The organism is Sodalis sp. RH21 (genome assembly GCF_047324175.1).
Taxonomy (GTDB): Bacteria; Pseudomonadota; Gammaproteobacteria; order Enterobacterales; family Enterobacteriaceae; genus Acerihabitans.
In genome coordinates, this window is sequence record NZ_CP178732.1 from 1,990,510 (window position 1) to 2,015,808 (window position 25,299).

The following is a 25,299-nucleotide window of genomic DNA, read 5'->3' on the forward strand; positions in this document are numbered from 1 at the left end:
AGGAGGTGAAGAAATGCTAATCATCGATAACATTTTAGCCGATGTGATTTTGCCTGATGTCATCAATGTGTCACAGCGCTTTGCTGTCGAAGAAATCGATGATGTTGAAAAAGCATTGAGGAAGCAGCTGAATACACCAGAAATAAAAAATAAAATTAAACCTGGTGCAAATATTGCTGTAGGTGTGGGAAGTAGAGGTATTGCTGATCTACCATTGTTAGTTTCCGTTACCGTCGACGAACTCAAGTTAAATGGCGCAAATCCTTTTATTGTTCCAGCAATGGGAAGTCACGGCGGGGCGTCCGCCGAAGGTCAAACAAGTGTTCTTGCAGCATTAGGGGTCACAGAGGAAAGCGCCGGTTGCCCCATCATTTCTTCGATGGCAGTTGAAAATATTGGCGAGATTAATGGTTTCCCCGTCTATATGGATAAAGCCGCAATGGAAGCGGATGGCATTGTCGTAATCAATAGAATTAAACCGCATACTAGCTTTACGGGAAAGTATGAAAGTGGGCTATTAAAAATGATAGTCATTGGCCTAGGTAAGCAAAAAGGCGCAAATTCCGCTCATATGATGGGGTTCGGCCATATGGCCAAGAATCTGATAGATTTCGGGAAATACAAAATTGAGAATACGCCAATACTGTTCGGGGTGGGATCTGTAGAAAATGCATATGATCATATTGCAAAAATAGCAGTTATTCCAGCCGAAGATATTTTGGAAAAAGAAGCTGAACTATTACAGCAAGCCAAAAAAGCAATGCCCAGTATTCCATTCAATCCTATTGATGTGTTAATAGTAGATTCAATGGGTAAACATTTCTCTGGTAATGGTACTGATCCTAATATCACCGGTAAAGTAGGAACCCCTTACATTCATCCGATGCAAAAAACTAATCGTATGGCGATATTGGATTTACATGAGAAAAGTCATGGCAATGCCGCCGGTGTTGGCCTTGCTGAATTTACGACTCGACGTTTGTTTAATAAAATTGATTTTGAACAGGTATATGCCAATCATCTTACCTCGACTACTTTGCCTGGAGCAAAAGTTCCTATTGTTCTTGACTCGGATCTTCTCGTAATAAAAGCCTGTATTTTTACAAGCAATGTTGAAGATCCGGAAAAGTTACGAATTGTACGGCTGAGAAATACCTTAACACTCGACCATATGCAGGTTTCAGTGACTTTGCTCGATGAAATAAAGAACAATCCCAATTTACAAGTTCAGGGCAGTCCTGCCAAATGGGAATTTGATGAACAAGGAAATATTTCTGATTTGGATGCGTGGTAATTACAGTAATTAATCGATAATGCCAATATTGAGTTAGAGGAATAGCACGTGCAAATACAAATTGATGCATTAGGTGGAGTGGCTGGCGATATGTTTTGCGCTGGAATGCTCGATGCGTTTCCTCATCTTCAACCGGGACTTCTTGATTTTTTACAGGATATATTGTGTATTAATGATATATCAGTAGATATCGAAACTTCTCGGGGATTGTTTTCTTTAGGTAAGCGTTTTATCGTCAAAAAAAGAAAAGTAAAGATTGATGACAAGCATCATTTTTACTATAAAAAAATAGATGATTCTATCGATAATTCGACTCTTATCCATCATGCAGATCATAAGCATCAGCATCGGCACTACTCATGGCAAAAAATTAAAAAAGATCTCAAAAAATATTGCTCCCGCCAAGATATACATGAATGCGCAGAAGGAATATTTTCTATTCTGGTCAATGCCGAAAGTATTATTCATGGTGTGCCAATGGAAGATGTCCATCTCCACGAGGTGGGCGCAGATGATGCTATGATTGATATCATGAGCGCAGCCTATTTGATTATGGAGAGTGGCGCTGATTCATGGTCGATATCGTCATTGCCTTTGGGGGGTGGCGCAATAAAATGCGAGCATGGGACAATACCCGTTCCCGCACCAGCAACGTTGCTGATATTGAGAGGTTTTTTGTGGCACGATGATGGTATTCCTGGCGAAAGAGTTACTCCTACCGGGGCTGCAATCCTTGCGTGGTTAGTTCAGCATATGCCGAATATGGTGATTTCCGGCCGCTTGATTCACTATGGGTATGGAATAGGGGAACGGCGGTTTGGCGATATATTAAATGCACTAAGAATTACGGTCTACGACCATGGCCAAGAAGTTAATGATCCGTTGTCAGCGGACTCCATTTATATTGTTCAATGCGATATAGATGATATGACTCCAGAATTGCTTGCTCTCGCAATCAACAACTTAAGGGGTACTGAAGGCATTATTGATATATCTAGTCAAATGATTATGGGCAAGAAAAATCGTTGGGCAACTCGTCTCGAATTACTTATACGATTAGATGTATTGGATAACATTGCTCGGAAAATATTAACTGAAACATCAACATTAGGCGTGAGATATTGGCAAGCTGACAGAAAAGTTTTACAAAGAAATTCATCGGTTTTCACATTCGATAACAATGATTGGCAGGTGAAAACCACCAAAAGGCCTGATGGGAATATAAGCTGTAAAATTGAATCTGATAATTTAATTCAAGTCGATTACGGTTATGAAAGTCGTATGCGCTTGAAATATGAAATTGAAAAAGCAGCCGCCAAGTCAGTTCGACTGAAAGATAAGGAATGAACGATATGTGCGATCAGGAAGTTACCGTACGTGCGATTAACGCACTATCTCATTGGTTCTCGTCTATTGATACTTGTGTTATCGCTGCCAGTGGCGGGATTGATAGTACGCTACTTTCATATATTGCTCATCAGGCGCTTGAAAACCGGGTTTTGATTGCGCATTCTTCTTCATCGGCCGTCCCTCATACTGATAGGGAACGCATAGGCCAATATGCCCGCAGATACGGATGGACATTCAGTCAGGTCAATGCAGGGGAGCTGGAAGATGAAAACTATATCGATAATCCCGTTAATCGTTGTTATTTTTGCAAAAAATGCTTATTTTCATCCTTAAAAAAATTAAATCATGGTCTTATTGTTACTGGCACTAATATTGATGATCTCACTGATTACAGACCAGGACTTATTGCTGCAAAGGAATATGGTATTCGTCAACCTTATGTAGAGCTAGGCATTGATAAAGCCACCATCCGTGCGATGGCCACTTACTTTAATCTCGATGATTTAAAAGATATTCCTTCATCTCCTTGTCTGGCAAGCCGTATTGAAACTGGAATCAAAGTAAATGCCAAGGATTTAAATATTATTGATCAAGTTGAAAGTAAATTCAAAAGTCTTTTAAAAACAAAAATTCTCAGGTTCCGTCTGCATGCACAAAAAACAGTTTTGGAGATAGATAAGGATACTTTGCGCAGATTAAGCAAAGAAAAGAAAAATAAAATAATATCTGATATCACATCTATTTTAAGTGAAACTGCTCATGGTTATAAGTTGGTTGAAATTTCAACTTATTCTCGCGGCAGTTCTTTTATAGGTGAAAAAATACCGGTGGTTACAGATTATGAATAAAAACGGGATCATGCTGGATTTTGATCGTCAGCAAAGATGTGCTGTCGAGGAGGCTATATTTTGCGAGTTTAAGTCAATAAGTCAAATGACTGACATTTTAAATTTAGCTTTAGAAAATAATCGAAGATTATTACTTACTCGGCTTGATGAAACAAAACTTTTAATGATTCCTGAGATGCTTAGAAAGCACCTGATGTTCAACCCATTATGCAATTGCGCGGTTTTTGGCGGGGACATTGTAAAACAGGATACGGTCCCATCCATTGCCATTGTTTCCGGCGGAAGTTCTGATGCAAGTGTATGTTATGAAGCGCAGGTGACCCTCAATTATCATGGGCTCTCTTGCGATCTCTACCAAGATATTGGAGTGGCGGGATTATGGCGACTTCAAGAATGTTTACCAGACCTTTTAACTTATAAAATTATCATAGCAGTCGCTGGTATGGAAGCTGCTCTGCCTACTGTTCTTGCTGGATTGGTCAATGCGCCGATAATCGCTGTACCCACTTCTATTGGTTATGGTGTATCTCATGGCGGAATGGCCGCTCTCCATTCTTGCTTATCCAGCTGCGCGGGCGGATTATTGACGGTTAATATTGATAATGGTTTTGGTGCCGCGTTGGCGGCGATAAAAATATATCGTAAATTTATTAACTTATGATTTTATTAATAATTTAGTCTCTGTGTTAGTAATTGTCAAGATGGCGGAATAGCTTGGCAGATTACCGTTAATAGCCATTTATATGAATTCTTGTTGCTTGAAAAATATCTATTTATATTATTTTTCAAAGTAAACGGCATATTAATTATTATTTCACTTTTGAGGACGCACAATGACCACTATTTCGAATGGTCCCGTCATTACAGATATGAAAGTGATCCCGGTCGCGGGACACGACAGCATGCTGCTGAATATCGGCGGAGCCCATAGCGCCTGGTTTACCCGTAATCTCGTAGTGCTGAAAGACAGCGCAGGCCAGACCGGCATAGGAGAGGCCCCCGGCGGCGAAATCATTCTTGAGTCATTAAGACAGGCGATCCCTCAAGTGGTTGGCAGCGAAGTGGCAAGAATGAATCATGTCGTGCAGCAGGTGCATCTTGGTAATCAATCATCTGATTTCGCGGCTTTTGGCGGAGGGGCATGGACGTTTGAACTTCGCGTGAATGCGGTCGCTGCATTAGAGGCCGCATTACTGGACCTGCTCGGACAGTGCCTGGGGGTACCGGTATGCGAACTTCTCGGACCGGGCAAACAACGCGATGCGGTTACCGTACTTGGCTACTTATTCTACATCGGCGATCGCCAGCGTACCGATTTGCCTTATCAGCCGGGCGAAACGGGTAAGCATGAATGGTACCACTTACGTCACCAGGCAGCGATGGACAGCACTGCTGTCGTCCGGTTAGCCGAGGCTGCACAAGACCGTTATGGCTTCAAGGATTTTAAGCTTAAAGGCGGGGTATTTCCTGGCGAGCAGGAAATTGAGGCGGTGACTGCGTTACACAATCGTTTCCCAGATGCGCGAATTACCGTTGATCCTAATGGCGCCTGGTTGTTGGATGAGGCCATCCGCTTATGTCAGGGCATGAAAGATGTCCTGACCTACGCGGAAGATCCTTGCGGCGCCGAACAGGGATTCTCCGGGCGCGAGGTTATGGCTGAATTTCGTCGCGCGACGGGTTTGCCGGTGGCCACCAATATGATCGCCACCAATTGGCGGGAAATGAGTCATGCGATAATGCTACATGCAGTGGATATCCCGTTGGCTGACCCGCATTTCTGGACGATGACCGGGGCAGTTCGCGTCGCACAGCTGTGCAACGACTGGGGACTCACCTGGGGCTGCCATTCCAATAATCATTTCGACGTCTCCCTGGCAATGTTTACCCATGTGGGCGCGGCCGCGCCGGGTAATCCGACCGCTATTGACACGCACTGGATATGGCAAGAAGGCAATCAGCGCCTGACCAAAGAGCCGCTGCAAATCGTCAACGGCAAAATCGCGGTACCCGACCGTCCGGGGCTGGGCGTCGAATTGGACTGGCAACAGGTTGAACAGGCGCATGCGCTTTATAAAACGCTACCAGGCGGTGCGCGCAATGATGCAACCGCCATGCAATACCTGATCCCCGGCTGGAAATTTGACCGGAAACGTCCCGCCTTCGGCCGTTACTGATTTTCTGCTGATTAACGCGATGATGGCATTTGTGTCATTTGAAAAGCGTTACATGACAATGAGGTTTTATGATGAGTAACCTAATACTACCAAACCGTTTTCGTCAACGTTTGCTGGGTGGCGAAACGCTTATTGGCTGCTGGTGCGCACTCGCTAATCCAGTGACCACCGAAGTGCTGGGCCTGGCGGGATTCGACTGGCTGGTACTGGACGGCGAACATGCGCCCAATGACGTCGCCACTTTTGTTCCGCAATTGATGGCGCTTAAAGTCAGCCATAGCGCGCCGGTGGTGCGCCCGCCCACCAATGAGCCGGTGATTATCAAACGCCTGCTGGATATTGGTTTTTATAATTTCCTGATCCCGTTTGTCGAAACCGAAGAGCAGGCCCTGCGCGCGGTGGCCTCCACCCGTTATCCGCCCGCCGGTATTCGCGGAGTGTCGGTTTCCCATCGTTCCAATATGTTCGGCACCGTGCCGGACTACAACGCCACCATCAACGACAACATCACCGTGCTGGTGCAAATTGAAAGCCAGGAAGGGGTGGACAATATCGACGCCATCGCCGCTGTTGACGGCGTGGACGGTATTTTCGTCGGCCCGGGCGATTTATCCGCCGCGTTAGGTTACCTGGGACAGCCGGGCCATGAGAACGTGCAAAGCGCGATCCGCCATATCTTTACCCGCGCCAAGGCCCATGGCAAACCCAGCGGCATCTTGGCGCCGGCGGAAGCCGACGCCCGCCGCTACCTGGAATGGGGCGCGACCTTCGTCGCGGTCGGCAGCGATTTGGGCGTATTCCGCGGCGGCACCCAGGCTTTATGCGACAAGTTTATAAAATAACGGACAAGGCGCAGTTGACGCGCCCTACATTTTTTTAACAAGCGTTAAGAGGTGACCATCATGAAAATTGGCTTTATTGGCTTAGGCATCATGGGAAAGCCCATGAGCAAAAACCTGCTGAAAGCAGGTTATTCATTAGTGGTACTGGATCGCAATACCGAAGCGGTAGCGGACGTGGTCGCGGCCGGGGCGACCTCTGCCGACACGGCGAAGGCCGTGGCCGAACAAACCGATATCATTATCACCATGCTGCCGAACTCTCCGCATGTCAAAGAGGTGGTGCTGGGCGAAAACGGCGTGGTTGAAGGCGCGAAAGCCGGCACCGTGGTCATCGACATGAGCTCTATTGCCCCGTTGGCCAGCCGTGAAATCGCCGTTGCCCTGGCGGAAAAAGGCATTGATATGCTCGATGCCCCGGTTAGCGGCGGCGAACCGAAGGCCATCGATGGTACTTTGTCCGTGATGGTCGGCGGTGGCGAGGCTTTGTTCAACAAACACGTCGAATTGCTGAAAGCCATGGCGGGTTCCGTGGTGCATACCGGTGATATCGGCGCCGGCAACGTGACCAAACTGGCCAACCAGGTGATTGTGGCGCTGAATATCGCCGCCATGTCCGAAGCCCTGGTGCTGGCAACCAAAGCCGGCGTCGATCCGGAAAAAGTATTCCAGGCCATTCGCGGCGGACTGGCGGGCAGCACGGTGCTGGAAGCCAAGGCGCCGATGGTGTTGGATCGCAACTTCAAGCCGGGTTTCCGCATCGATTTGCATATAAAAGATCTGGCCAATGCCTTGGATACGTCCCACGGCGTAGGTGCGCAACTGCCATTGACCGCGGTGGTAATGGAAATGATGCAATCACTGAAGCAAGACGATTTGGGCAATGCGGATCACAGCGCCCTGGCTTGTTATTATGAAAAATTGGCCAAGGTTGAAGTTAAGCGGCGTTAATGGCTCGGGCGCAGCGGCGCTCCCCCATCAGGCGGTGAAATAGCCATTTCGCCGGCTTCAGATCAACAGGCGCAGGTAGTCTATGAAAATAGTAATCGCACCGGATTCTTACAAAGAAAGTTTGTCTGCTCTAGATGTCGCTACGCAGATAGAACAGGGATTTCGTGATGTGTTTCCCGATGCCCATTACGTTAAACTGCCGGTGGCGGACGGCGGCGAGGGTACCGTAGAGGCCATGGTCGCGGCCACCCGCGGCAACATTGTCGATGTCAGGGTCACCGGGCCGCTTGGCGAGCAGGTGGACAGCTTTTTCGGCCTGTCCGGCGATAAGCAAACCGCATTTATCGAAATGGCCGCCGCCAGCGGTCTGGTGCTGGTGCATGCCTGCGACCGCAATCCGCTGTTAACCACCTCCTTTGGCACCGGCGAACTGATCCGCTGCGCCCTGGATCATGGCGTTAAACACTGCATTATCGGCATCGGCGGCAGCGCCACCAATGACGGAGGCGCGGGCATGGTGCAGGCGCTGGGCGGCGGACTGCTCGACGGGCAGGGCCGGCAAATCGGCTACGGCGGCGGCGAGCTGGATAAACTGGCGCGTATCGATATCGCCAACCTGGACCCACGCATTAAGACTTGCCGTTTCGAGGTGGCCTGCGATGTCACCAATCCGCTGACCGGGAGTGAGGGCGCCACGGCCATTTTCGGCCCGCAGAAAGGGGCTACCCCCGCGATGATCAAGCAATTGGACGCTTCCCTCAAGCACTACGCGGCGATCATCAAGCGCGATCTGGATAAAGACGTCGAACATATCCCCGGCGCGGGTGCGGCCGGCGGCATGGGCGCGGGTTTACAGGCGTTTTGCGGCGCGGAGCTGCGCAAAGGGATTGAAATCGTCACCGATGCATTGGGACTGGATGCGCTGATCAGGGATGCCACCCTGGTGATTACCGGGGAAGGACGCATCGACAGCCAGACCATCCACGGCAAAGTGCCAATGGGTGTGGCGCAGATCGCCAAAAGGTATAACAAACCGGTTATCGGTATCGCCGGCAGCCTGAGCGCCGACGTTGGCGTGGTACACCGGCACGGCCTGGACGCCGTGTTCAGCGTACTGTTTGAAATTTGTACGCTCGAAGACGCGTTGGGCAATGCCGCGCGTAATATCCGGATGGCCGCACGAAATATTGCCGCTATTATAAAATTGGCACGGGCGATATCTTAAATTTCTGTTGTTAACAATCGCTTATCCGTTGATTTTTTATTTACAGGATAGTCAGATTGTTTCAATTAACTGAGGCTATTCTTCTTGTTGAATTTGCCCTAAGCGATTGGAGAACGCTTCAAATATAATAGAGTCCATATGGGTAAATCCTGCGGATTCAAACGTCGTTTTGTTAATGTTCCGTGGCTTCCAATATTCGAGGTGATGAGGACTCAATTTAGCATAAGCATACAGTGTTACGATGACTATCCTCCCTAAAGCGGTGAATGCAGTAGAACGATTTTTACTTTTACGTTAGTGGTTATCCGTTGCATGACGATTTCCACGAAAAGGAAAAAAATGAAAAAACTAGATGTAGAAGACGCGAAGAGCATGACCGTCAGTTTGTTGATGGGCCGCGGCCTGCAGGCGGCCTACGCGGAAGATATGGCGCATATTATTATCGAAAGCGATCTCATGGGCCATCGTACCCACGGGTTGGCAATGCTGCCGATCTACCTTGACCGGTTAAAAGAAGGCCACATTGCCACAGCCGGCGATATTACCGTTGTGCAAGACTTACCCTCCGCCTTCATCTGGCAGGCGCATCGGCTGCCGGGCGCCTATGTCGTCAGGCGGGCACTCGCGGCATTGTATGAAAAAGCCAAATCCAATCCCGTGGTGACGGCGAGCATCGCCAATTGCTCCCATATCGGCAGCCTGCAGGCCTACCTTGAAGAACCTGCACGGCGTGGCTATCTGACGTTGATGATGGTAACGGATCCTGGTGTTGCTTCTGTCGCGCCATTTGGAGGCTGCGACCCGGTATTGACCTCGAATCCGATAGCGGTCGGTATTCCTACGCTTGTCGATCCGATCCTGATCGATCAATGCACCTCCCTCGTTTCAAATGCTCAAATTAAAGCCGCTGATAAATCCCGGCCGCTGCCGGGGAACTGGGTGGCAGATAATAAGGGAAAACCTTCAAACGACCCAACTGCGTTTACGGCAACTCCCCCGGGAACGATCATGCCCCTTGGCGGGGAGGACTTCGGCTACAAGGGCTTCGGGTTCGGTATTATGGTGGAAGCTTTTGCCTTGGCGCTTTCCGGATATGGCCGGAAAACGCCAAGGCAGCGCGGCGCGCAGGGCGTTTTTCTACAATTTATTGATCCAGAATTTTTCGCAGGCCGGCAAGCGTTTCTGGAAGAAACAACCGATTTCGTGCGCCGATGCAAAGCAAGCCGCGTCGCCGAGGGTAAACAGAGTATTCGACTGCCGGGAGAGCGGGCGCTGTCAGAAAAGGCACGCCAGCTTAAGGAAGGGCTAGACATTGATGACGTTCTTTGGGCCAGGCTATCCGAATTGTCCCAAGCCGAAAAATCCCGTTAAGGCCGTCAGCACCAAATGCCGCCGTGGGTCAAAAGCGCTATTACATCCCAATGAGGGGGATGGTGGTTATTGCGCCTTTTAACCCAATATTATCGAGTCCGGCCGGACCGGGGGCGCGACGTCGCCGAGCGTCGCGGCAGAATTGGTGGCCAGCGCGACGCTTGGAACCCGGTGAAACATCATTCCTTATAAATCGCCTCCTGCCCTAGGGGCATTCTGCGTGAGTCATACGGGCCAATATGGCCTCCACCTCAACAAAATCATCCTGATTGAGCGCTGATACTTCAACAATGGTCCGGGGTGGGAAAGGATTATTTGCCCAGCGCTCCTGTTGAACTTCATTTACCATCGGACGGTAGCGTTTCATATCGGTGACAAATACGGTCAGGCGGACTACATGCCGCATATCCAGCCCTACCGAGGCCGCGGCGGCTTCAATATTAATAAATACCTGGTGGATACGCTGCCGTTCATCGGCCACCAGTTGATTGGTTTGCGGCAAGATTCCGCGCATTCCGGCCAGGAATACCAGACTGCCGGTATCCGCCAGCATATTCCAGGGACCGGTGGGTTTGAACATCGCCGGAGGAGAGTGGTATGCGGGTATCGACATCATTCAGGCTGCCTTGTTGGTTGCGGATAATTTACGGGATTGGTTGAACAATACCGCTGCGGTTATGGTTGAAATCAGCGCGCAAAATATAGCGTAATAGGTGGGTGAGATGAGGTTGCCGGTCCGGCTGATTAACCATGTGCTGATGAGCGGTGCGCAGCCGCCAAACAGGGCAGCGGCAAAGTTATAACCGATTGAAATGGCCGTGGTGCGGATATGGGCCGGGAAAAATTCTGAAATCAGCGCCGGCAAAGGGCCGAAACTGGCAGAAACCAAAATCGCGCAGCTTATGACCAATAGTCCCAGGGTGAAAGCGGAGGGATGCTGGGAAAGCAGGACAAAAAGCGGATAGATAAGGATCAAATAGAGCAGTGCCGCCCCGCCAATGACCTGTACGCGTCCCACTTTATCGGAAACCCATCCCCACACCGGAATCAGCAGTGTTTGTAACACCGAGGCTACCATAATCAGCAGCGACACGCGGGCCATCGGCATGCCTAATGTTCCCGATGCATAGTTATTCATAAACTGATTAGCAATATAACCCGCGGCGGTGCCTACGGTGCCGATACCGATCACGCATAAAATCCCCCGATAGTGATATCTGAACACTTCCGTCAATGGCCGGGCCGGCAGTTCTCCCTGGCGTTCAAACGCAACAAATTCAGGTGACTCTTCGATATTACGGCGTATATACAAGGCCAATGGCGTCACTACCGAACCGATAAAGAACGGTATCCGCCATCCCCAGCCGGCGACCTGCTCATGGCTAAGATAAGTATTAAGCAGGAAGGAACAAATAGTACCGGCCAAAATGCCCAGCCCAAAACCCACTTGTTGGAAGCTGCCGATAAAACCCCGCTTATCCGCAGGCGCATGCTCCACCATCATGGACACGGCCCCGCCCCATTCGCCGCCGGCGGCAAAGCCCTGCATCAGACGAAATAAAATCAATAATACCGGCGCCGGCCAACCGATGATGGCGTAACCGGGCAACAGCGCGATGCCCAAGGAAGCCAATCCCATCAGGATCATCGTGATGGACAGGAGTTGTTTGCGGCCGAACTTATCGCCAATCGGTGCCAGCAGCAATGCTCCGGCCGGTCTCATTAAAAAACCGATAGCGAAAGTGGCGAAACTGCTGAGCGTAGAGGTGACTGGATTATCGTTAGGAAAAAACTGCGCGCCAATAACGGCGGCAAAAAAACCAAAAACGGTAAGATCAAATAATTCTATACAATTGCCGATAGCCGAGGCAGCAATTGCTTTTAGATCCGACGGCTTGAGTTTGGCCGGGCGCGGCTGCTGTGTAATGTTCATTAGTGTTCCCTCCGAGATAAAGTATATTTCATATTATGAAATTTAATTTTTAACGTTCAAATACACAGAGACTGCGAAAAAACAATTTATAGGCTGTGAATCACGGTTTGTGTCTTATCAGGAGACATGATAGAGTTTTTTACGCCAAAAAATAAAGATGTCAGTTCATATGATTTTATTATGATTTCATAATATGAAATAAATAAGATTCTTGTGCGTTAACAACACTCGCAAGGCGCGACAGGCCGGTGCTGATTATTGTTAAGTGAGCGGGAAGGGCGGTAATAAATTTGGAGTGGTTCTTATGCAGCGTTTTACTCTGTGGGTAATGGCGTTAACCGCCGGTCTGGTTGTCGCCAATAATTATTACAATCAGCCGCTGCTGGCGACGCTGGCGGCGAGTTTTCACGTCACGCAGCAAAGCGCCAGCGCGGTTGCGGCGCTGACCCAATTTGGCTATGCGCTGGGCATGTTTTTACTGCTGCCGCTCGGGGACAAAATGGAACGCCGCCGCTTGATAACGATAATGCTAACGTTGGCCTGCCTGGCTTTGCTGCTGTTTGCACGGGCGACGGATTTCCGGCTAATGCTGGTCTTTGCTTTTCTGATTGGCTTCACCAGTATCGTGCCGCAAATCTTGCCGCCGTTCGCCGCCAAATTAGCCGGCCCGGAAAAGGCGGGGGAGGCGGTAGGTCTGGTGATGGGCGGCCTGCTGCTGGGGATTTTATTATCACGCTTTGTCTCAGGCCAGATTGGCGCCTGGCTGGGCTGGCAGGCGGTCTATTATATGGCGGCGGGCATCATGATTATTTTGCTCTTTGCGCTGCGGGCGCTGCTGCCAGCGGCAAAGCCTACCTTTAAGGGTAATTATTTGTCGTTGCTGATCAGTCTGACCGGACTGGTAAAGCGTCATCAAATCCTGCGGATCACCTCGTTGGCCGCTGCGTTACAATTCGGCGCCTTTAGCCTATTCTGGACCACGTTGGCATTTTATCTGGATAACCTGCAACAGGGCTATACCGCCAGAGATGCAGGACTGTTCGGTCTGGTAGGCGCTGCAGGAGCGTTGGCCGCGCCCGCGGCGGGACGTCTATCCACTCGTATAAACCCGAGCCTGTTGTTGTTAATCGGCGGAGCCATGATGTTGCTGTCGTTTTTGTCGTTTGCATTGAGTTTCGGTAATGCCTTTGCTCTTATACCCGGTGTGATAATCATGGATTTGGGTATGCAGATCAGCCATGTTATTAGTATGAATCGTAACTACCAGCTGGATTCGAAGGCGGTAAGCCGGCTCAATACGCTTTATATGGTAACGCGTTTTCTCGGCGGGGCATTGGGCACCCTGATCGGGGGTATAGTGTGGCAGCAGGGACATTGGTATGGGATATGTATTGCCGGCGCGGGCTTTTGCGCGCTAGCCTTAATGATTCAGTTCCGTTTGTTGGGTATAGAACAACGGTCAGCCAGCGCTGGCTGAACTTTTTCCACTTCTAGAGCAGTTTGGTAATAAGGATTAATCATGACCAAGCCTTTGACGCCGGGCGCGCAGGAAGCCGACAAGCCGCTCCGCAGGCTGGAACCGGAGGATGTCTGTCCGCTGTTGAATCCGCTGCACAATATTGTGCCGGCCGATGACGTTAGTCCTCCAATCCCCTCGTTCAAACCGGCGGTGCAGACTAATGACAAAACGCTTATTCAGTCGGTAAGCCGTGCGCTCGATATCCTGGAAATTCTGGCAGAGCAGCCCGGCGCCTTGCGGCTACAGGATATTACCGTACGCTGCGGGCTGAACAGTTCTACGTGCCACCATTTGATCAATACCCTGGTCTATAGGGGTTATGTCAATCGCCGGGATGATAACCGGACCTATCAATTAGGAACAAGACTGCTGGAGCTCACATATTACAATAGTGGACCGTTTGACTTAGTGAGCGAGTCGCTGCCGGAATTACGGCGGCTATGTCATGAGTTGGGCGTGACAGTGTTACTGGCTGCATTTGCCGGCTCCAGTCTGACCATTATAACCCGTCAGGAGCCGCCGGATAATGAGCCGATGAATCTAGGGGATATCAGCGCCGCCGCTCATGCGACCGCGGTTGGAAAAGCAATGCTGGCCTGGTTGCCTGAGCCACAAATAGCACGAGTGGTCGCCGATCGGGGACTTACGCCCTTTACCGGTAAAACGATTGTGTCGTTGGCCACACTGATTGAAAGCCTGCGTCAAATCCGCCGGCATGGTTTTGCTCTTGAAGATGAAGAGTTCTTGCCAGGACTATCCGGCTTGGCCTGTGCGCTGCGGGGAGAATCTGGCGAAGTGCTGGGTGCCATAGGCTGTATTCTACCGACGGAAGAGGCTATTAACGCCCGGCTGCAGCAATTGCAGCGGGCGCTAAGCGAAAGCGCGGCCCTTCTTTCCCGCCGCTTTGGCCGCCGATCCGACCGGAGCGTCTCCAGCCGGTAAAAGTAATTATAATTGCCTGTCGCATCTATAATCACATAAGGGTTGTCCGCATCACTGCTGTTCTCCGTAGTAAGGCATCGCCTCCTCCCCATGCAACGGGAAGTTATTATGCGTTGGAATGGGCGACTTTGGGCAATGCCCGTGCTTTTGAGCTTGAGAATAAAATTGTTGTTTCTATTACGTAACAAAAAAGGGGAAATCATATCATCGCTGAAAGATAAAGCTGGTTTTATTTTTCATGCCGCCTGCAAAAGTTGTTAGTTTAGATTTATATATAGGAAATGATAATGGCAATTCTGCTCTGTTTCTAATAAATACGCTTTAATTTTATTAAAAATAGACACGCGCCGTTGGTTGCATTATATTAATAATTAACTTTTAGCGGTAATGGAAGCATCATGTATTGTTCCTTGAACAATCCAATAATTTGGAAAAATGTAATAATTTTTATTTATGAGAAGACTTAACCTTTGATTCATGCGGCAATTCGTCGAACAGACAACGCTTGAATAACATATTTAATGATGATTGGCGCTGAGAGTAGCGCATGATTAAAATGAGCTCCCGGTGGAATGTGAGTTCTCCCAGTGAAATTACGCGTATATTCATCTTGCGCTCCATCCAAAGACCCGCTAATGGTACTAATGCTACACCCAGCCCCACTTCGACCATTTTTACAATGGAATCGATTTCATCGATCTCGAGTGTATGGCAGGGATCAATATGATGCTCACGCAGAAACTGTGAAACCAGTCTGCCGCCAAAAGAAGTGCGATCGTAGCGGATAAAAGGTTGGTTGCGTAATATAGCAATAGGATTGAGTTCTTCCATGTCTGAAGGCGTAATCAGGACAAAAGGCTCTAATTGCAGGGTCTCATAATACAGCTCTTTGGTCAGGGGGAAACCCGGTTTGATCACCAAAGCAAGATCAATATTTCCTGCCTCCACCTCACCCAGCAGATTGAACGAAAGACCGGGAATAAGTTTTGGTTCAATTGCTGGCGCCTCCTGATGCAATCTGAGCAGCACGTTGGGCAATATTCCAGTTTGAACCGTTGCAATGGCGCCGATTTTTATGGGCCCATGATAATCCCTGACGTTATCCGGTTGCGACATACGGGAAAAGATGGCCACGATTTCTTCCGCCATTGGCAATATTCGGATGCCGGCGGCATTGAGCACTGCTGTTCGGCCTGTTCTATCGAAAAGCTGCATGCCAATGGCCTGTTCTAAAATACGTATTTGAGCGCTTACCGCGGATTGGGTCAGACCGATGCGTTGGCCGGCCGCGGAGAAGGTGCCGTACTGGAACACCGCCAGGAAGGTTTTGAGTTCGCGCAGCATATCCAATCTCTCCATTCATCAAAAAAATTAATATTTCAAGCAAAAAATATTCGCTTTTAATAAGAAAAATTATAGGTAAAATTACATCGTTACAACAATTAATTGATTTTTTTAACAGGAGATAGAGTTATGGCGCTTAGCCCCTTTCATTTAGCTATCCCGGTATATGATTTGCCCGCCTCCAGACGCTTTTATGGCGAAGTGTTTGGGTTAAGCGAAGGCCGTGCAAGCGAACAGTGGGTAGATTTTGATTTTTATGGTCATCAGCTTGTTATCCATGAGCATCCGATCACGGCGTCGCAACAACTTGCCCATACTAATTCCGTCGACGGCCATGACGTACCGGTACCGCATTTTGGCATCGTCCTGGAATGGGAACAGTGGGAACGTCTCGCACAGCGCTTGCGATCCTTCAAAACATCTTTTGTTATTGAACCAGGCATCCGTTTTAAAGGGGCGGTGGGAGAACAAGCCACTATGTTTTTGATGGATCCTTGCGGGAATGCTCTTGAATTTAAAGCCTTCAAAGATATAGGTCAGCTTTTTGCGAAATAAGGCTCGATTTTTTCCCTACTCTCCCATACAGCAAACCTGAATGAATAACGGACCCCTCGCCGATTGAACCTTTGCGGGCTATTGCCTTAAGTGCGCCGAATGTTTGACCTGGAGTAGGACGGTGGGAAAACCGCGCATCCGGCGCAACTCCCTGAGGTGCGTTGAAAACTGTGGATTGAGGCGCCTCGGCCAAGTAATAAAACGCGGAGCAATGGCCTGGCGCACCATTACAATGCATGTCAACCGCTTGGTGAATTATCGTTGGGCGATAAAAGGCGCTGGAAATGAGATGGAGCTCTGTATGAACATTTTTGTCGTCTATGCGTGGCTATAAAAGGCAGCTATTCAGGAGAGTCGATGTGTTTTAACTTCCATTCATCGGAAATTTTTATCAATGAATTATTATACGCAAAATTTTAATAGAATGAACTAATGGCTCATTTATTGCTTTATTTAACATCACCCATTTTAGAACAATTTGGATATAACTTGTTCTTATAGCTAAAAGGCGAAAATTATTTCATCCCATGCAGGACATGCCATCAGGAAAACGTGTTCATTCATTATTAGCGTGGACACAGCCTCTTCTGGTATGGATATTGTCAGAAATTGACTTAACGTTAACAGTGGAGCAAAAAAATGCAGCAACTATCAGCAACAGCATGCAAGATAATACCATTCCGGACGATTTTCTGCGCCTTAGTTACTGGCATTTTACTCCTTTCGACGTCTGCCATAAGCGCCGATGGGGATACCCTGGCGAACATAAAAAAAACCGGCATACTGCGGGTCGCCACGGTAGCTGCCAATGCTCCTTGGGAGTCAATAAAACCTGACGGCACCTTTGAGGGATACGATATTGATATTGCTCAATTGCTCAGCAAGCAATTAGGCGTCAAGGTACAATATATCCGTACGGATATTGCCGGGCGGGTGGCATCCCTACAGACCCATAAGGCTGACGTCACCATCGCGGTATTTACACCGACACCGGAACGCCTGATGGTAGTGTCCTTTTCCACGCCGTATATGATGGATGGAGTGCAATTATTGACTCGCGTGGACAGTCCTTATAAAGAGGTTAAAAGCTTTGATCGTGAAGATGTCACTATCGGCATCACCCGGGGAAGTACCACGGGTAAGGTTATTGAAACTGAATTGCCAAAAGCAAAAATGTCCGAATTCGCAGGTCAAGCAGACCTGATCGGCGCGCTGGAAAGTAAACAAGTCAGCGCCGTTGCTGCAAATAATGGCCTGATATCGTTGGTTGCCAAGAGCGGCAGTGGGAATTTCGTGACAGTATCGCCACTATTGCACACCGAACCGGATGCAATTGGTGCAGCAAAAGGGGACGATGACTGGTTAAAGCTGCTCAATAATTTTGTTAATCAGATAAATAGTGATGGAACTAACTATGTTTTAGCCAAAAAATGGTTCGGAACCGAGCCGCCCGTTTTTGTTAAAGCACCAACGAAATAATTACTTACTTTTGAGTGCATAAGTTATTGCCTGGAAACTTAGGAGTAATAATGAATAGAAAAGCTGATTTTCCTATATTTAATCCGGTTGATTTTAATTTACCAAACGGTATTACCCATATTTGTGCCGGCGGTGAAACGGCGGTTCTTCATCGCCATCAAGCGGCTATTGCGACATATCTTGCGGATAAATCGAATGGCATGTTAGGAAGGACTGCGCAGGAAGAAAAAGTTCAGGTTGTCCGTCAGCAAATAGCGTCTTTCTGGCATGTTGAGGCGCAGGATATTGGTTTTGTCAGCAATGTGGCCGAAGGCGTGTCGATGGTGATTGAAAGTATCGACTGGCAACCTGGGGATAATGTCTGTGTGTATACTAACGAGTATCCGTCGCTGGTCAGCACGCTATCGCTGCAAAAGCAAAAAATGGAACTGCGGCTGGCTCCGAGTCTCGCACCTGAGGATATGGCTAAATACCTTGACGGCCGGACACGACTCATCGCTGTGAGTTATATTTCTTATCTCAACGGTGAGAGGGCCGATCTTACGAGGCTCCGTGCGCTGGCGGATTCCGTGGGCGCCATATTGGTAGTCGATTATACTCAGGCGTCCGGTTATTTACCCATTGATGCCGGAATTGCCGATTTCGCATTTTCCGCCTGCTATAAATGGCTGCTGGGAATCACCGGTACTGCCATTGCTTTTTGGAATAGCCGGCGTCAACCTGCGTGGCGTCCAGTTAGTGCTGGCTGGCATTCTATTTCCATTGGCACCGACCGGCCGGATTACTTGGGTGAATTAACGTTACATCATGACGCGATGTGTTTTACGCGTGGCAATCCTGCCCATATTTCACTTTATGTTTTATCCTCGGCGCTAGACTATTTATCGACTTTCGATATGCATTTGGTCGAGTCACATATCCAGCAACTGACGGTACCGTTGCTGGCCGCGCTGGCCTCCCATGCCATTTCCACCTCTACGCCCCCTGAACCGATTCGCCATGGCGCCAGTGTGTGTATCGACACGCCGCATAATGCCAAGGTGGTGGCAATGTTGCGTGAGCACGGTATTTTTGCCTGGGGCGGCCGCGGACGAGTCCGGTTTAGTTTTCATGGATACAACGCATTGGCCGATATTGACCATCTCATTCAGGTCCTGCCGCGGATCAAGGACTACTGTGTCAATGTCTGACGGGGGATGTTTTTATGCATATCGGTGAATACGAGACCAATTTTTCCGCATTGCTGCCTTATATGCCGCAACTGGAACAGGGAGCATTATTGACGCTATGGATCAGCTTGTTATCCCTACTAGTAAGCTTTCCCCTAGGGCTGGCTGGCGCCCTGATACGCACGTCGGCAAATCGCGCTGTACGGAATTTGATGGCCGCCTACGTGGAAATTTTCCGTAATATACCGATTATCGTGGTGCTGTATCTGTTGTTCTTTATCCTGCCCGAGAACGGTATTCCATTATCGGGCCTGCAGGCGGGTGTGCTGGGTCTGACGCTTAACAGCACCGCTTTTGTCATTGAGATATTTCGTGGCGGTCTCAATGCCATTCCTGCCGGCCAGTATGAGGCCGCCCAAGCATTAAGTCTGTCACGTGGAAAAACCTTCAGTAAAATTATTTTTCCTCAGTTGCTAAGGGTAGTATTTCCCTCGTTAGGTAATCAGGTGGTAATGGTGGTGCTCGGATCGGCTCAGGCATCCATTATCGGTGTAGCGGAGTTAACATACCGTACACAGTCAGTCGGTGCGGCTGTATTCCGTTATTTTGAAGTTTTTATGGTGGCAGCTCTTTTTTATATTATTTGTGTTCATGCTATAAGCCTGGTATGGCGGTTTATAGGTCAGCGTTTTGTTAAGGAGATTGCCTCACGATGAGCCAATTTGGAGTCATATCCCAATATGTGAATATCCTCTTGCTCGGTAGTTGGGTGACTCTGAAATTATGCGTTTTTTCACTAATGCTGGGCGGGGTATTGGGAACGTTGTTAGGCGCTGTACGCGTCTTCGGGAATAAATTTTTCCGTGCAGGGGTCGTTATTTATGTGGAGTTGGTGAGATCGGTACCGTTTCTTATTCTGCTTTTCTTCTTTTTTTATGGATTGCCGCTGACGACCGGGCTGGATATTCCACCGTATATTGCAGCTATCGCTGCGCTCAGTATTAACTGCGCCGCGTATATCGCACAAGTGGTCTATGGCGGCGTAAAATCCTTATCCAAAGGGCAGCTTGAGGCCGGCATGGCTTTGGGTCTTGGCACCTATAAAATATTCTCGAAAATTATTTTCCCCCAAGCACTGAGAACCATGGCGCCGGCTATGGTTAATGTGGCCATTACCGTTATAAAAGAGTCGGCGTTAACCTCGACCATTGGTTTTCTTGATCTTCTCGGCACAGGGCTCGCCATCCGGGAATCCCGGGTCGGCCAGCCGGGACCGGATATTATTGTCCTGGTGGCTCTATTTTATTTTATTCTGTGCTTTCTGATTTCAAGACTTGAATATGTCTTTATCAAAAAATGGCGCTCATGCTAGCTTCGCAGCGGTCTATCACAGGAGAAAGAATCGATGAATGCGGTAAATAATGTAAAATGCTCGTTGGATCGGGCGTCATCTATCGTCTTACTTGAGGCGGTATATAAGCATTTTGGCCATTTCGCCGCGCTATCGGAAATCGATCTTGGTGTAAAAAAAGGGGAAAAAATTATTATCTGCGGCCCCTCAGGTTCCGGTAAGTCGACCATGATCCGTTGCATTAATCATATTGAAAAGCATGACTCGGGGTTGATTGTGGTAAATGGTAAAACATTGACGGAGCAGCATGACGATATTATCTCAATTCGTCGTGATGTCGGTATGGTGTTTCAGCATTTCAATCTTTTTCCCCATCTGACCATCCTGGAAAACTGCACGCTGGCACCGGTCAACGCCCTGGGTACAAACAAGCAGGAAGCCGAAGAATTGGCCATGCAGTATTTGGCGAAAGTGCACATAGCCAATCAGGCGAAAAAATATCCCGGTGAACTTTCCGGCGGTCAACAGCAGCGGGTTGCTATTGCCAGGGCGTTGTGTATGCAGCCGAAGGTGATGTTATTCGATGAACCGACCTCTGCGCTGGACCCCGAGATGGTCAATGAGGTCTTGGATACTATGATAAGCCTGGCCCGGGATGGCATGACAATGCTATGCGTCACCCACGAAATGGGGTTTGCACGAGAGGTGGCCGATCGAGTGGTATTTATGGATCAGGGCCGGATTATTGAACAAGCGACTCCTGATGAATTTTTCCAGCATCCCCAGACAGAACGAGCGAAAGACTTCTTGAGTAAAATAATTCACTGATCACAAATAAAGCAGGGTTGATGATGCAAAAAAAATTACGCGTAGGTATTGCCGGTTTTGGCTCGATAGGAAAAGGCGTGGCAAAGGCGCTGGATGAAGGGCGGGCGGGTTATACGCTGGCCGCCATTGCAGTCAGGGAGCCGTTATCCCCGCCACCCATGATCTGGCAAAACGCCGAACCAATAATCACCGACATCGCGGGGTTGGCAACACTGTGCGATATTGTTATTGAATGCGCGCCGTCCAATCTGCTTGAGTCAATTGCCGCGCCGGCGCTGCGCTTGGGTAAAACAGTGGTCGTGCTTAGCTCCACCGGGTTGCTTGCCCTGCCGCACTTAGGCGTTATTGCCCGCGAAAACGGCGGGAGGATTATTGTGCCGTCAGGCGGTATTGCCGGTCTCGATGCCCTGGCTGCTGCCGCGGAGGGCGAGTTGTATTCGGTGAAAATGGTCACGCGTAAGCCGCCTGAATCCTTGGCTGGCGCGCCTTATCTGGTGGATAACGGTATTGACGTGAATATCATGACTGAACCGACCCGGATTTTTAGCGGTTCACCACGGGATGCGGCGTTGCTATTTCCCGCTAATGTCAACGTGCTGGCGAGCGTGGCGCTTGCAGGTATGGGACCAGATCTCACTGAATACGAAATCTGGGCTGTACCGGGACTTCAGTATAATACTCATACTGTCATAGTGAATTCTTCCGCTTCACGTTTTACGATGAGTATAGAAAATGTACCTTCGCGTGATAATCCCCGTACCGGCGTTCTCTCTATATATAGCGTGCTTGCAGTACTGGATCGCTTGATTTCGCACTTGCGTGTGGGAACCTGACCTGACCGAATAAATTTCTTTATACGAGTGTCAGCTGTAATTCGATTAGATTGGCAATGAGCATTCGTCAGTACTCCTAGAAATAAAAAAACAGCATACAATAAAGTTTGCTGTTTTTTTGTTGTGTAACCCTGTCAAAATTAATTTTTCGGTACATTAACCCTAATGGCGCGCAATACTCATTACTGTTTATTGATAGCCGGTTTTTTTAATTCCATTCTTTTTATTTCCCCTACCACTAGCAAATAACAAAGCATTGCGGCAATTGCCGAGGCGCCGATAAAAACCAGCGCACTGTTGAAAGAGTGCATTTCTTTTACCATATAGCCAATTATCAGCGGTGTGGCAATCGATGCGACGTTGCCGAAGGCATTGAAAATGCCGCCACATAGTCCTGCAGCCTCTTTTGGCGCGGTATCTGAAATCACCGGCCATCCCAATGCGCCAAACCCTTTGCCAAAGAAGGACAAGGCCATAAGCGCGACCACCAGGATTTCATTGTCGGTATAATTGCATAAAATAATCGAGGTGGCCAGGATCATCCCTGCGACAATAGGTATTTTTCGGGCGGCGGTCAGGCTTAAACCACGCTTTAATAGCCAATCGGAGCTGACTCCGCCCAAAATACCGCCGGTAAAACCGCAAATGGCCGGTATCGATGCCACTAATCCGACCTTCAGGATGGACATGCCTCTTTCCTGAACCAGGTAAATCGGGAACCAGGTGAGGAAAAACCAAGTAATGGTATTGATAAAATATTGACCCAGGAATACTCCCATCAACATCCGGTTACTTAGCATTTGTTTAACGTAGTTCCACTTAGGTCCGCCTTGTAAGGGGTCGGTTTTTTTATAATCCATATCGATCATGGCGCCCCCTTTCACAATATAGTCCAGTTCGCTGGCGGACATCCCTGGATGTTCCGACGGATTATGTACGTATTTCAACCAAATCAGCGTCAAGACAAATCCAATGCTCCCCATCACGGTGAAAACATGTTGCCAGCCCCAGGCATACGTCAACCAACCCAACAGCGGGGAAAATAATGCCAAAGCAAAATATTGGCCGGCATTAAAAAAAGATGAGGCGGTGGCGCGTTCACTGGTTGGGAACCAGGCCGCGACGATACGGGCATTGGCGGGGAATGAGGGCGCCTCGGCTACGCCAAGTAGAAAGCGCAGCATAAAGAAACTGACGACCGTGTAGGCCAGCGGCAGAAAATGCACGAATCCCTGCAGGAAAGTAAACAGGGACCAGAAAAACAGGCTAAAGGCGTACACCTTTTTTGAACCGTATTTATCGAGCAGCCAACCTCCGGGCAGCTGCATCAATAAATAAGACCAACCGAAGGCCGAGAAAATCAGCCCCATATCCGCGGTATCCAAACCCAGTTCCTTCGCCACCGAACTGCCGGCGATAGAAAGGGTCGCGCGATCGGCGTAGTTAACACTGGTGATCAGAAAAACGATAATTAATATTAAATAGCGAATATGGCTATTCTGTTTACGCGGCGTTACAGACTGGACGTTCATTTAAATACACCTCTGCATTATAGTAGGGGAGTGCAAGTTATGATAACAATTGTCACCAAGAGGTATGACGATAGTTCGATAAAATCTGAATGAAATCCAACATATCTTTCGGATAAAAAAACAAAGTATGGTTAAGGCACGATTCGGGGATTATAAGTGAGTAGTCAGCATAAAACATTGTGCGTTTGTTTAAATATATAGTGAAAATTTCGCCTACGCTAAGGCAAAGTCCCATTACTTTGTGATGCTAATCACAATTAATTGACGCCAAAAAAAAGACTATTAAAATTATTTTTTAGGGATAATGAGAGGGTTAATTACAATACCGCGGTAGAAAAGATGCTAATAAATCATAAAAAAAAGAATGCACAATATTGAAATAATATTGTGCATACGATTCGTTTAAATAAGCGAAAACTACCCTTGCGCTGATGGATTCATCCCTTGAGAAAACAGCTTATTCCTAAGCGCAATCTTTAATCGCTTATTTCCGTAGCCCGGTTTCGTATTGTGCTACGGTCCAGGCGGTAACCTGTTCGTGTAATGTGAAGCCTAGGCCAGGGCGGGTGGGGACGATCATTTGACCATCGCGTATTTCCAGGCGTTCATTAAATACAGGTTCCAGCCATTCAAAATGTTCGACCCAGGTTTCGTGGGCATAAGCTGCCGACAGATGGACATGGATTTCCATCACAAAATGGGGCGCCATCATTAATCCATGGTCTTCCGCCATCTGCGCCACTTTCAGGAACGGCGTGATTCCGCCTACCCGGGGGGCGTCATGCATGACTAAATCAATGGCCCCTTTCTGGATATATTCAGCAACTTCGCCGGCGCTGGTCAGCATTTCGCCGGTTCCGACCGGGGTGTCAAGCTCGGCCGATAATGCGCGGTGCCCTTCGACATCATAAGCATCCAGAGGTTCTTCTATCCATTGCAGGTTATATTGCTCAAGCACGCGGCCCATACGCAACGCGGTAGTACGATCCCATTGCTGGTTGACATCCACCATCAAGGGCACGCTGTCACCCAAATGTTTACGTACCGCTTCGACACGCTGCAAATCCACCCGGCGATCCGGATGGCCGACTTTCATTTTGATGCCGCCGATCCCACGTTCCAATGATTGCGTCGATTTGGCCAGAATTTCTTCTACCGAAGCCTGGAGATAACCGCCCGACGTATTATAACAGCGTACTGCATCCCGGTGAGCGCCGAGCAGTTTGGCGAGCGAAAGTCCTGCGCGTTTGGCTTTCAAATCCCAGAGAGCGGTATCAAAAGCCGCTATGGCCTGCGTAGCCAAACCGCTGCGTCCCACCGAAGCACCGGCCCACACCATTTTACTCCACAGCCGGCTGATATCGTTCGGATCTTCTCCGATCAGCAACGGGGCGATTTCACGGGCATGGGCAAATTGTGCCGGACCGCCGGTGCGCAAAGTGTAAGTAAAACCCAATCCCTTATGCCCTTGTTCGGTTTCAATTTCCGCAAACAGCAGCGACACATCCTTCAATGCATTTTGCCGGCCGGTAAGTACCTTGGCATCACTGACCGCTACATTGAGTGGAACTGTTACGGAAGAAAGATTGATCCAGCTGATACGGTCTGCGCCATTGGCGGAGGAGGGGAGATGTATTGTCATGGTCTGGCCTTATTAGTATGAGTCATTCTGTATAGGGTGGTTGGCAAGGTTCATCGGGCGGTGATGCCCTGGACGATAGTGCCCGGGGCATATAAGCCGCAGGCGCGACGCCGTTAA

23 protein-coding genes are annotated in these 25,299 nt (G+C 48.8%); 18 read left to right on the top strand and 5 right to left on the bottom strand.

Annotation, left to right across the window (positions count from 1 at the left end; all coding sequences use genetic code 11):
• The first annotated feature begins 13 nt into the window (after nucleotides 1–13).
• From ACL2XP_RS09050 to ACL2XP_RS09090, 9 genes are all read left to right on the top strand, one after another.
• Nucleotides 14–1,294, top strand: coding sequence for a lactate racemase domain-containing protein (locus tag ACL2XP_RS09050; RefSeq protein WP_413738430.1), 1,281 nt, complete (start codon nucleotides 14–16; stop codon nucleotides 1,292–1,294).
• 48 nt (nucleotides 1,295–1,342) lie between these two features.
• A complete protein-coding gene (locus tag ACL2XP_RS09055) occupies nucleotides 1,343–2,641 on the top strand; it encodes a LarC family nickel insertion protein (RefSeq protein WP_413738431.1) in 1,299 nt (432 codons plus the stop codon).
• 5 nt (nucleotides 2,642–2,646) lie between these two features.
• Entirely contained in the window at nucleotides 2,647–3,492 is an 846-nt protein-coding gene (locus tag ACL2XP_RS09060) for a hypothetical protein (RefSeq protein ID WP_413738432.1), read from the top strand.
• Nucleotides 3,485–4,153 (top strand): nickel pincer cofactor biosynthesis protein LarB, encoded by a 669-nt coding sequence (gene larB, locus ACL2XP_RS09065; protein WP_413738433.1) that lies wholly within the window; start codon nucleotides 3,485–3,487, stop codon nucleotides 4,151–4,153. Before ACL2XP_RS09060 ends, larB begins: the two co-directional genes overlap by 8 nt.
• Before the next feature lie 172 nt (nucleotides 4,154–4,325).
• Nucleotides 4,326–5,669: an enolase C-terminal domain-like protein gene (locus ACL2XP_RS09070; protein WP_413738434.1), complete on the top strand. Its 1,344-nt coding sequence runs from the start codon at nucleotides 4,326–4,328 to the stop codon at nucleotides 5,667–5,669.
• 71 nt (nucleotides 5,670–5,740) lie between these two features.
• Nucleotides 5,741–6,511: a 2-dehydro-3-deoxyglucarate aldolase gene (gene garL, locus ACL2XP_RS09075; protein WP_413739120.1), complete on the top strand. Its 771-nt coding sequence runs from the start codon at nucleotides 5,741–5,743 to the stop codon at nucleotides 6,509–6,511.
• Nucleotides 6,512–6,571: 60 nt separating this feature from the next.
• Nucleotides 6,572–7,459: a 2-hydroxy-3-oxopropionate reductase gene (garR, locus tag ACL2XP_RS09080; protein ID WP_413738435.1), complete on the top strand. Its 888-nt coding sequence runs from the start codon at nucleotides 6,572–6,574 to the stop codon at nucleotides 7,457–7,459.
• A gap of 82 nt (nucleotides 7,460–7,541) precedes the next feature.
• Complete coding sequence (locus tag ACL2XP_RS09085; RefSeq protein WP_413738436.1) at nucleotides 7,542–8,684, top strand: glycerate kinase; 1,143 nt, start codon at nucleotides 7,542–7,544, stop codon at nucleotides 8,682–8,684.
• A 339-nt stretch (nucleotides 8,685–9,023) separates the two neighbouring features.
• Nucleotides 9,024–10,055 (top strand): Ldh family oxidoreductase, encoded by a 1,032-nt coding sequence (locus tag ACL2XP_RS09090; protein WP_413738438.1) that lies wholly within the window; start codon nucleotides 9,024–9,026, stop codon nucleotides 10,053–10,055.
• A gap of 205 nt (nucleotides 10,056–10,260) precedes the next feature.
• Here ACL2XP_RS09090 and ACL2XP_RS09095 read toward each other — a convergent pair whose 3' ends face one another.
• Nucleotides 10,261–10,671: a RidA family protein gene (locus ACL2XP_RS09095; RefSeq protein WP_413738439.1), complete on the bottom strand. Its 411-nt coding sequence runs from the start codon at nucleotides 10,669–10,671 to the stop codon at nucleotides 10,261–10,263.
• On the bottom strand, nucleotides 10,672–11,988 hold the full coding sequence (locus ACL2XP_RS09100; RefSeq protein WP_413738441.1) for an MFS transporter: 1,317 nt from the start codon (nucleotides 11,986–11,988) through the stop codon (nucleotides 10,672–10,674).
• Between the two features lie 304 nt (nucleotides 11,989–12,292).
• Here ACL2XP_RS09100 and ACL2XP_RS09105 point away from each other — a divergent pair, with 304 nt between their 5' ends.
• Together ACL2XP_RS09105 and ACL2XP_RS09110 are read left to right on the top strand one after the other, a co-directional pair.
• Nucleotides 12,293–13,465, top strand: coding sequence for an MFS transporter (locus tag ACL2XP_RS09105; protein ID WP_413738442.1), 1,173 nt, complete (start codon nucleotides 12,293–12,295; stop codon nucleotides 13,463–13,465).
• Nucleotides 13,466–13,507: 42 nt separating this feature from the next.
• Entirely contained in the window at nucleotides 13,508–14,449 is a 942-nt protein-coding gene (locus tag ACL2XP_RS09110) for an IclR family transcriptional regulator (protein ID WP_413738443.1), read from the top strand.
• A 447-nt stretch (nucleotides 14,450–14,896) separates the two neighbouring features.
• On the opposite strand, the gene ACL2XP_RS09115 is transcribed toward ACL2XP_RS09110, so the two are convergent.
• A complete protein-coding gene (locus ACL2XP_RS09115) occupies nucleotides 14,897–15,793 on the bottom strand; it encodes a LysR family transcriptional regulator (RefSeq protein ID WP_413738445.1) in 897 nt (298 codons plus the stop codon).
• A 129-nt stretch (nucleotides 15,794–15,922) separates the two neighbouring features.
• Here ACL2XP_RS09115 and ACL2XP_RS09120 point away from each other — a divergent pair, with 129 nt between their 5' ends.
• The 7 genes from ACL2XP_RS09120 to ACL2XP_RS09150 all read left to right on the top strand — a co-directional run bounded on the left by ACL2XP_RS09120 (nucleotide 15,923) and on the right by ACL2XP_RS09150 (nucleotide 22,008).
• On the top strand, nucleotides 15,923–16,348 hold the full coding sequence (locus ACL2XP_RS09120; RefSeq protein WP_413738447.1) for a VOC family protein: 426 nt from the start codon (nucleotides 15,923–15,925) through the stop codon (nucleotides 16,346–16,348).
• Between the two features lie 639 nt (nucleotides 16,349–16,987).
• On the top strand, nucleotides 16,988–17,827 hold the full coding sequence (locus ACL2XP_RS09125) for a substrate-binding periplasmic protein (protein ID WP_413738449.1): 840 nt from the start codon (nucleotides 16,988–16,990) through the stop codon (nucleotides 17,825–17,827).
• A gap of 50 nt (nucleotides 17,828–17,877) precedes the next feature.
• A complete protein-coding gene (locus ACL2XP_RS09130; RefSeq protein WP_413738451.1) occupies nucleotides 17,878–19,017 on the top strand; it encodes an aminotransferase class V-fold PLP-dependent enzyme in 1,140 nt (379 codons plus the stop codon).
• Nucleotides 19,018–19,031: 14 nt separating this feature from the next.
• Nucleotides 19,032–19,712, top strand: a complete 681-nt coding sequence (locus ACL2XP_RS09135; RefSeq protein ID WP_413738452.1) for an amino acid ABC transporter permease — start codon at nucleotides 19,032–19,034, stop codon at nucleotides 19,710–19,712.
• Nucleotides 19,709–20,368 carry an amino acid ABC transporter permease gene (locus ACL2XP_RS09140; RefSeq protein WP_413738454.1) on the top strand — a complete coding sequence of 220 codons (660 nt, stop codon included), beginning with the start codon at nucleotides 19,709–19,711 and terminating at the stop codon, nucleotides 20,366–20,368. Before ACL2XP_RS09135 ends, ACL2XP_RS09140 begins: the two co-directional genes overlap by 4 nt.
• A gap of 33 nt (nucleotides 20,369–20,401) precedes the next feature.
• Entirely contained in the window at nucleotides 20,402–21,175 is a 774-nt protein-coding gene (locus tag ACL2XP_RS09145) for an amino acid ABC transporter ATP-binding protein (protein WP_413738455.1), read from the top strand.
• Nucleotides 21,176–21,195: 20 nt separating this feature from the next.
• Nucleotides 21,196–22,008 carry an aspartate dehydrogenase gene (locus tag ACL2XP_RS09150; protein WP_413738456.1) on the top strand — a complete coding sequence of 271 codons (813 nt, stop codon included), beginning with the start codon at nucleotides 21,196–21,198 and terminating at the stop codon, nucleotides 22,006–22,008.
• Between the two features lie 182 nt (nucleotides 22,009–22,190).
• Here the strand turns inward: ACL2XP_RS09150 and ACL2XP_RS09155 are convergent, their stop codons facing one another.
• Together ACL2XP_RS09155 and ACL2XP_RS09160 are read right to left on the bottom strand one after the other, a co-directional pair.
• The gene (locus ACL2XP_RS09155) at nucleotides 22,191–23,540 is read right to left on the bottom strand and encodes an MFS transporter (RefSeq protein ID WP_413738457.1); all 1,350 of its coding nucleotides are present in this window, start codon (nucleotides 23,538–23,540) and stop codon (nucleotides 22,191–22,193) included.
• 484 nt (nucleotides 23,541–24,024) lie between these two features.
• Nucleotides 24,025–25,182, bottom strand: coding sequence for an L-talarate/galactarate dehydratase (locus tag ACL2XP_RS09160; RefSeq protein ID WP_413738458.1), 1,158 nt, complete (start codon nucleotides 25,180–25,182; stop codon nucleotides 24,025–24,027).
• Nucleotides 25,183–25,299: the final 117 nt, after the last annotated feature.

Excerpts from the sequence above, each read along its gene's own strand:
- ACL2XP_RS09095 (WP_413738439.1), bottom strand. The coding sequence starts at position 10,671 with ATGATGTCGATACCCGCATACCACTCTCCTCCGGCGATGTTCAAACCC.
- ACL2XP_RS09140 (WP_413738454.1), top strand. The coding sequence starts at position 19,709 with ATGAGCCAATTTGGAGTCATATCCCAATATGTGAATATCCTCTTGCTC.
- ACL2XP_RS09105 (WP_413738442.1), top strand. The coding sequence starts at position 12,293 with ATGCAGCGTTTTACTCTGTGGGTAATGGCGTTAACCGCCGGTCTGGTT.
- ACL2XP_RS09090 (WP_413738438.1), top strand. The coding sequence starts at position 9,024 with ATGAAAAAACTAGATGTAGAAGACGCGAAGAGCATGACCGTCAGTTTG.
- garR (WP_413738435.1), top strand. The coding sequence starts at position 6,572 with ATGAAAATTGGCTTTATTGGCTTAGGCATCATGGGAAAGCCCATGAGC.
- ACL2XP_RS09070 (WP_413738434.1), top strand. The coding sequence starts at position 4,326 with ATGACCACTATTTCGAATGGTCCCGTCATTACAGATATGAAAGTGATC.
- ACL2XP_RS09085 (WP_413738436.1), top strand. The coding sequence starts at position 7,542 with ATGAAAATAGTAATCGCACCGGATTCTTACAAAGAAAGTTTGTCTGCT.
- ACL2XP_RS09130 (WP_413738451.1), top strand. The coding sequence starts at position 17,878 with ATGAATAGAAAAGCTGATTTTCCTATATTTAATCCGGTTGATTTTAAT.
- ACL2XP_RS09125 (WP_413738449.1), top strand. The coding sequence starts at position 16,988 with ATGCAGCAACTATCAGCAACAGCATGCAAGATAATACCATTCCGGACG.
- ACL2XP_RS09050 (WP_413738430.1), top strand. The coding sequence starts at position 14 with ATGCTAATCATCGATAACATTTTAGCCGATGTGATTTTGCCTGATGTC.
- garL (WP_413739120.1), top strand. The coding sequence starts at position 5,741 with ATGAGTAACCTAATACTACCAAACCGTTTTCGTCAACGTTTGCTGGGT.
- ACL2XP_RS09115 (WP_413738445.1), bottom strand. The coding sequence starts at position 15,793 with ATGCTGCGCGAACTCAAAACCTTCCTGGCGGTGTTCCAGTACGGCACC.
- ACL2XP_RS09100 (WP_413738441.1), bottom strand. The coding sequence starts at position 11,988 with ATGAACATTACACAGCAGCCGCGCCCGGCCAAACTCAAGCCGTCGGAT.
- ACL2XP_RS09160 (WP_413738458.1), bottom strand. The coding sequence starts at position 25,182 with ATGACAATACATCTCCCCTCCTCCGCCAATGGCGCAGACCGTATCAGC.
- ACL2XP_RS09135 (WP_413738452.1), top strand. The coding sequence starts at position 19,032 with ATGCATATCGGTGAATACGAGACCAATTTTTCCGCATTGCTGCCTTAT.
- ACL2XP_RS09150 (WP_413738456.1), top strand. The coding sequence starts at position 21,196 with ATGATGCAAAAAAAATTACGCGTAGGTATTGCCGGTTTTGGCTCGATA.
- ACL2XP_RS09120 (WP_413738447.1), top strand. The coding sequence starts at position 15,923 with ATGGCGCTTAGCCCCTTTCATTTAGCTATCCCGGTATATGATTTGCCC.
- ACL2XP_RS09145 (WP_413738455.1), top strand. The coding sequence starts at position 20,402 with ATGAATGCGGTAAATAATGTAAAATGCTCGTTGGATCGGGCGTCATCT.
- ACL2XP_RS09155 (WP_413738457.1), bottom strand. The coding sequence starts at position 23,540 with ATGAACGTCCAGTCTGTAACGCCGCGTAAACAGAATAGCCATATTCGC.
- ACL2XP_RS09060 (WP_413738432.1), top strand. The coding sequence starts at position 2,647 with ATGTGCGATCAGGAAGTTACCGTACGTGCGATTAACGCACTATCTCAT.
- ACL2XP_RS09110 (WP_413738443.1), top strand. The coding sequence starts at position 13,508 with ATGACCAAGCCTTTGACGCCGGGCGCGCAGGAAGCCGACAAGCCGCTC.
- larB (WP_413738433.1), top strand. The coding sequence starts at position 3,485 with ATGAATAAAAACGGGATCATGCTGGATTTTGATCGTCAGCAAAGATGT.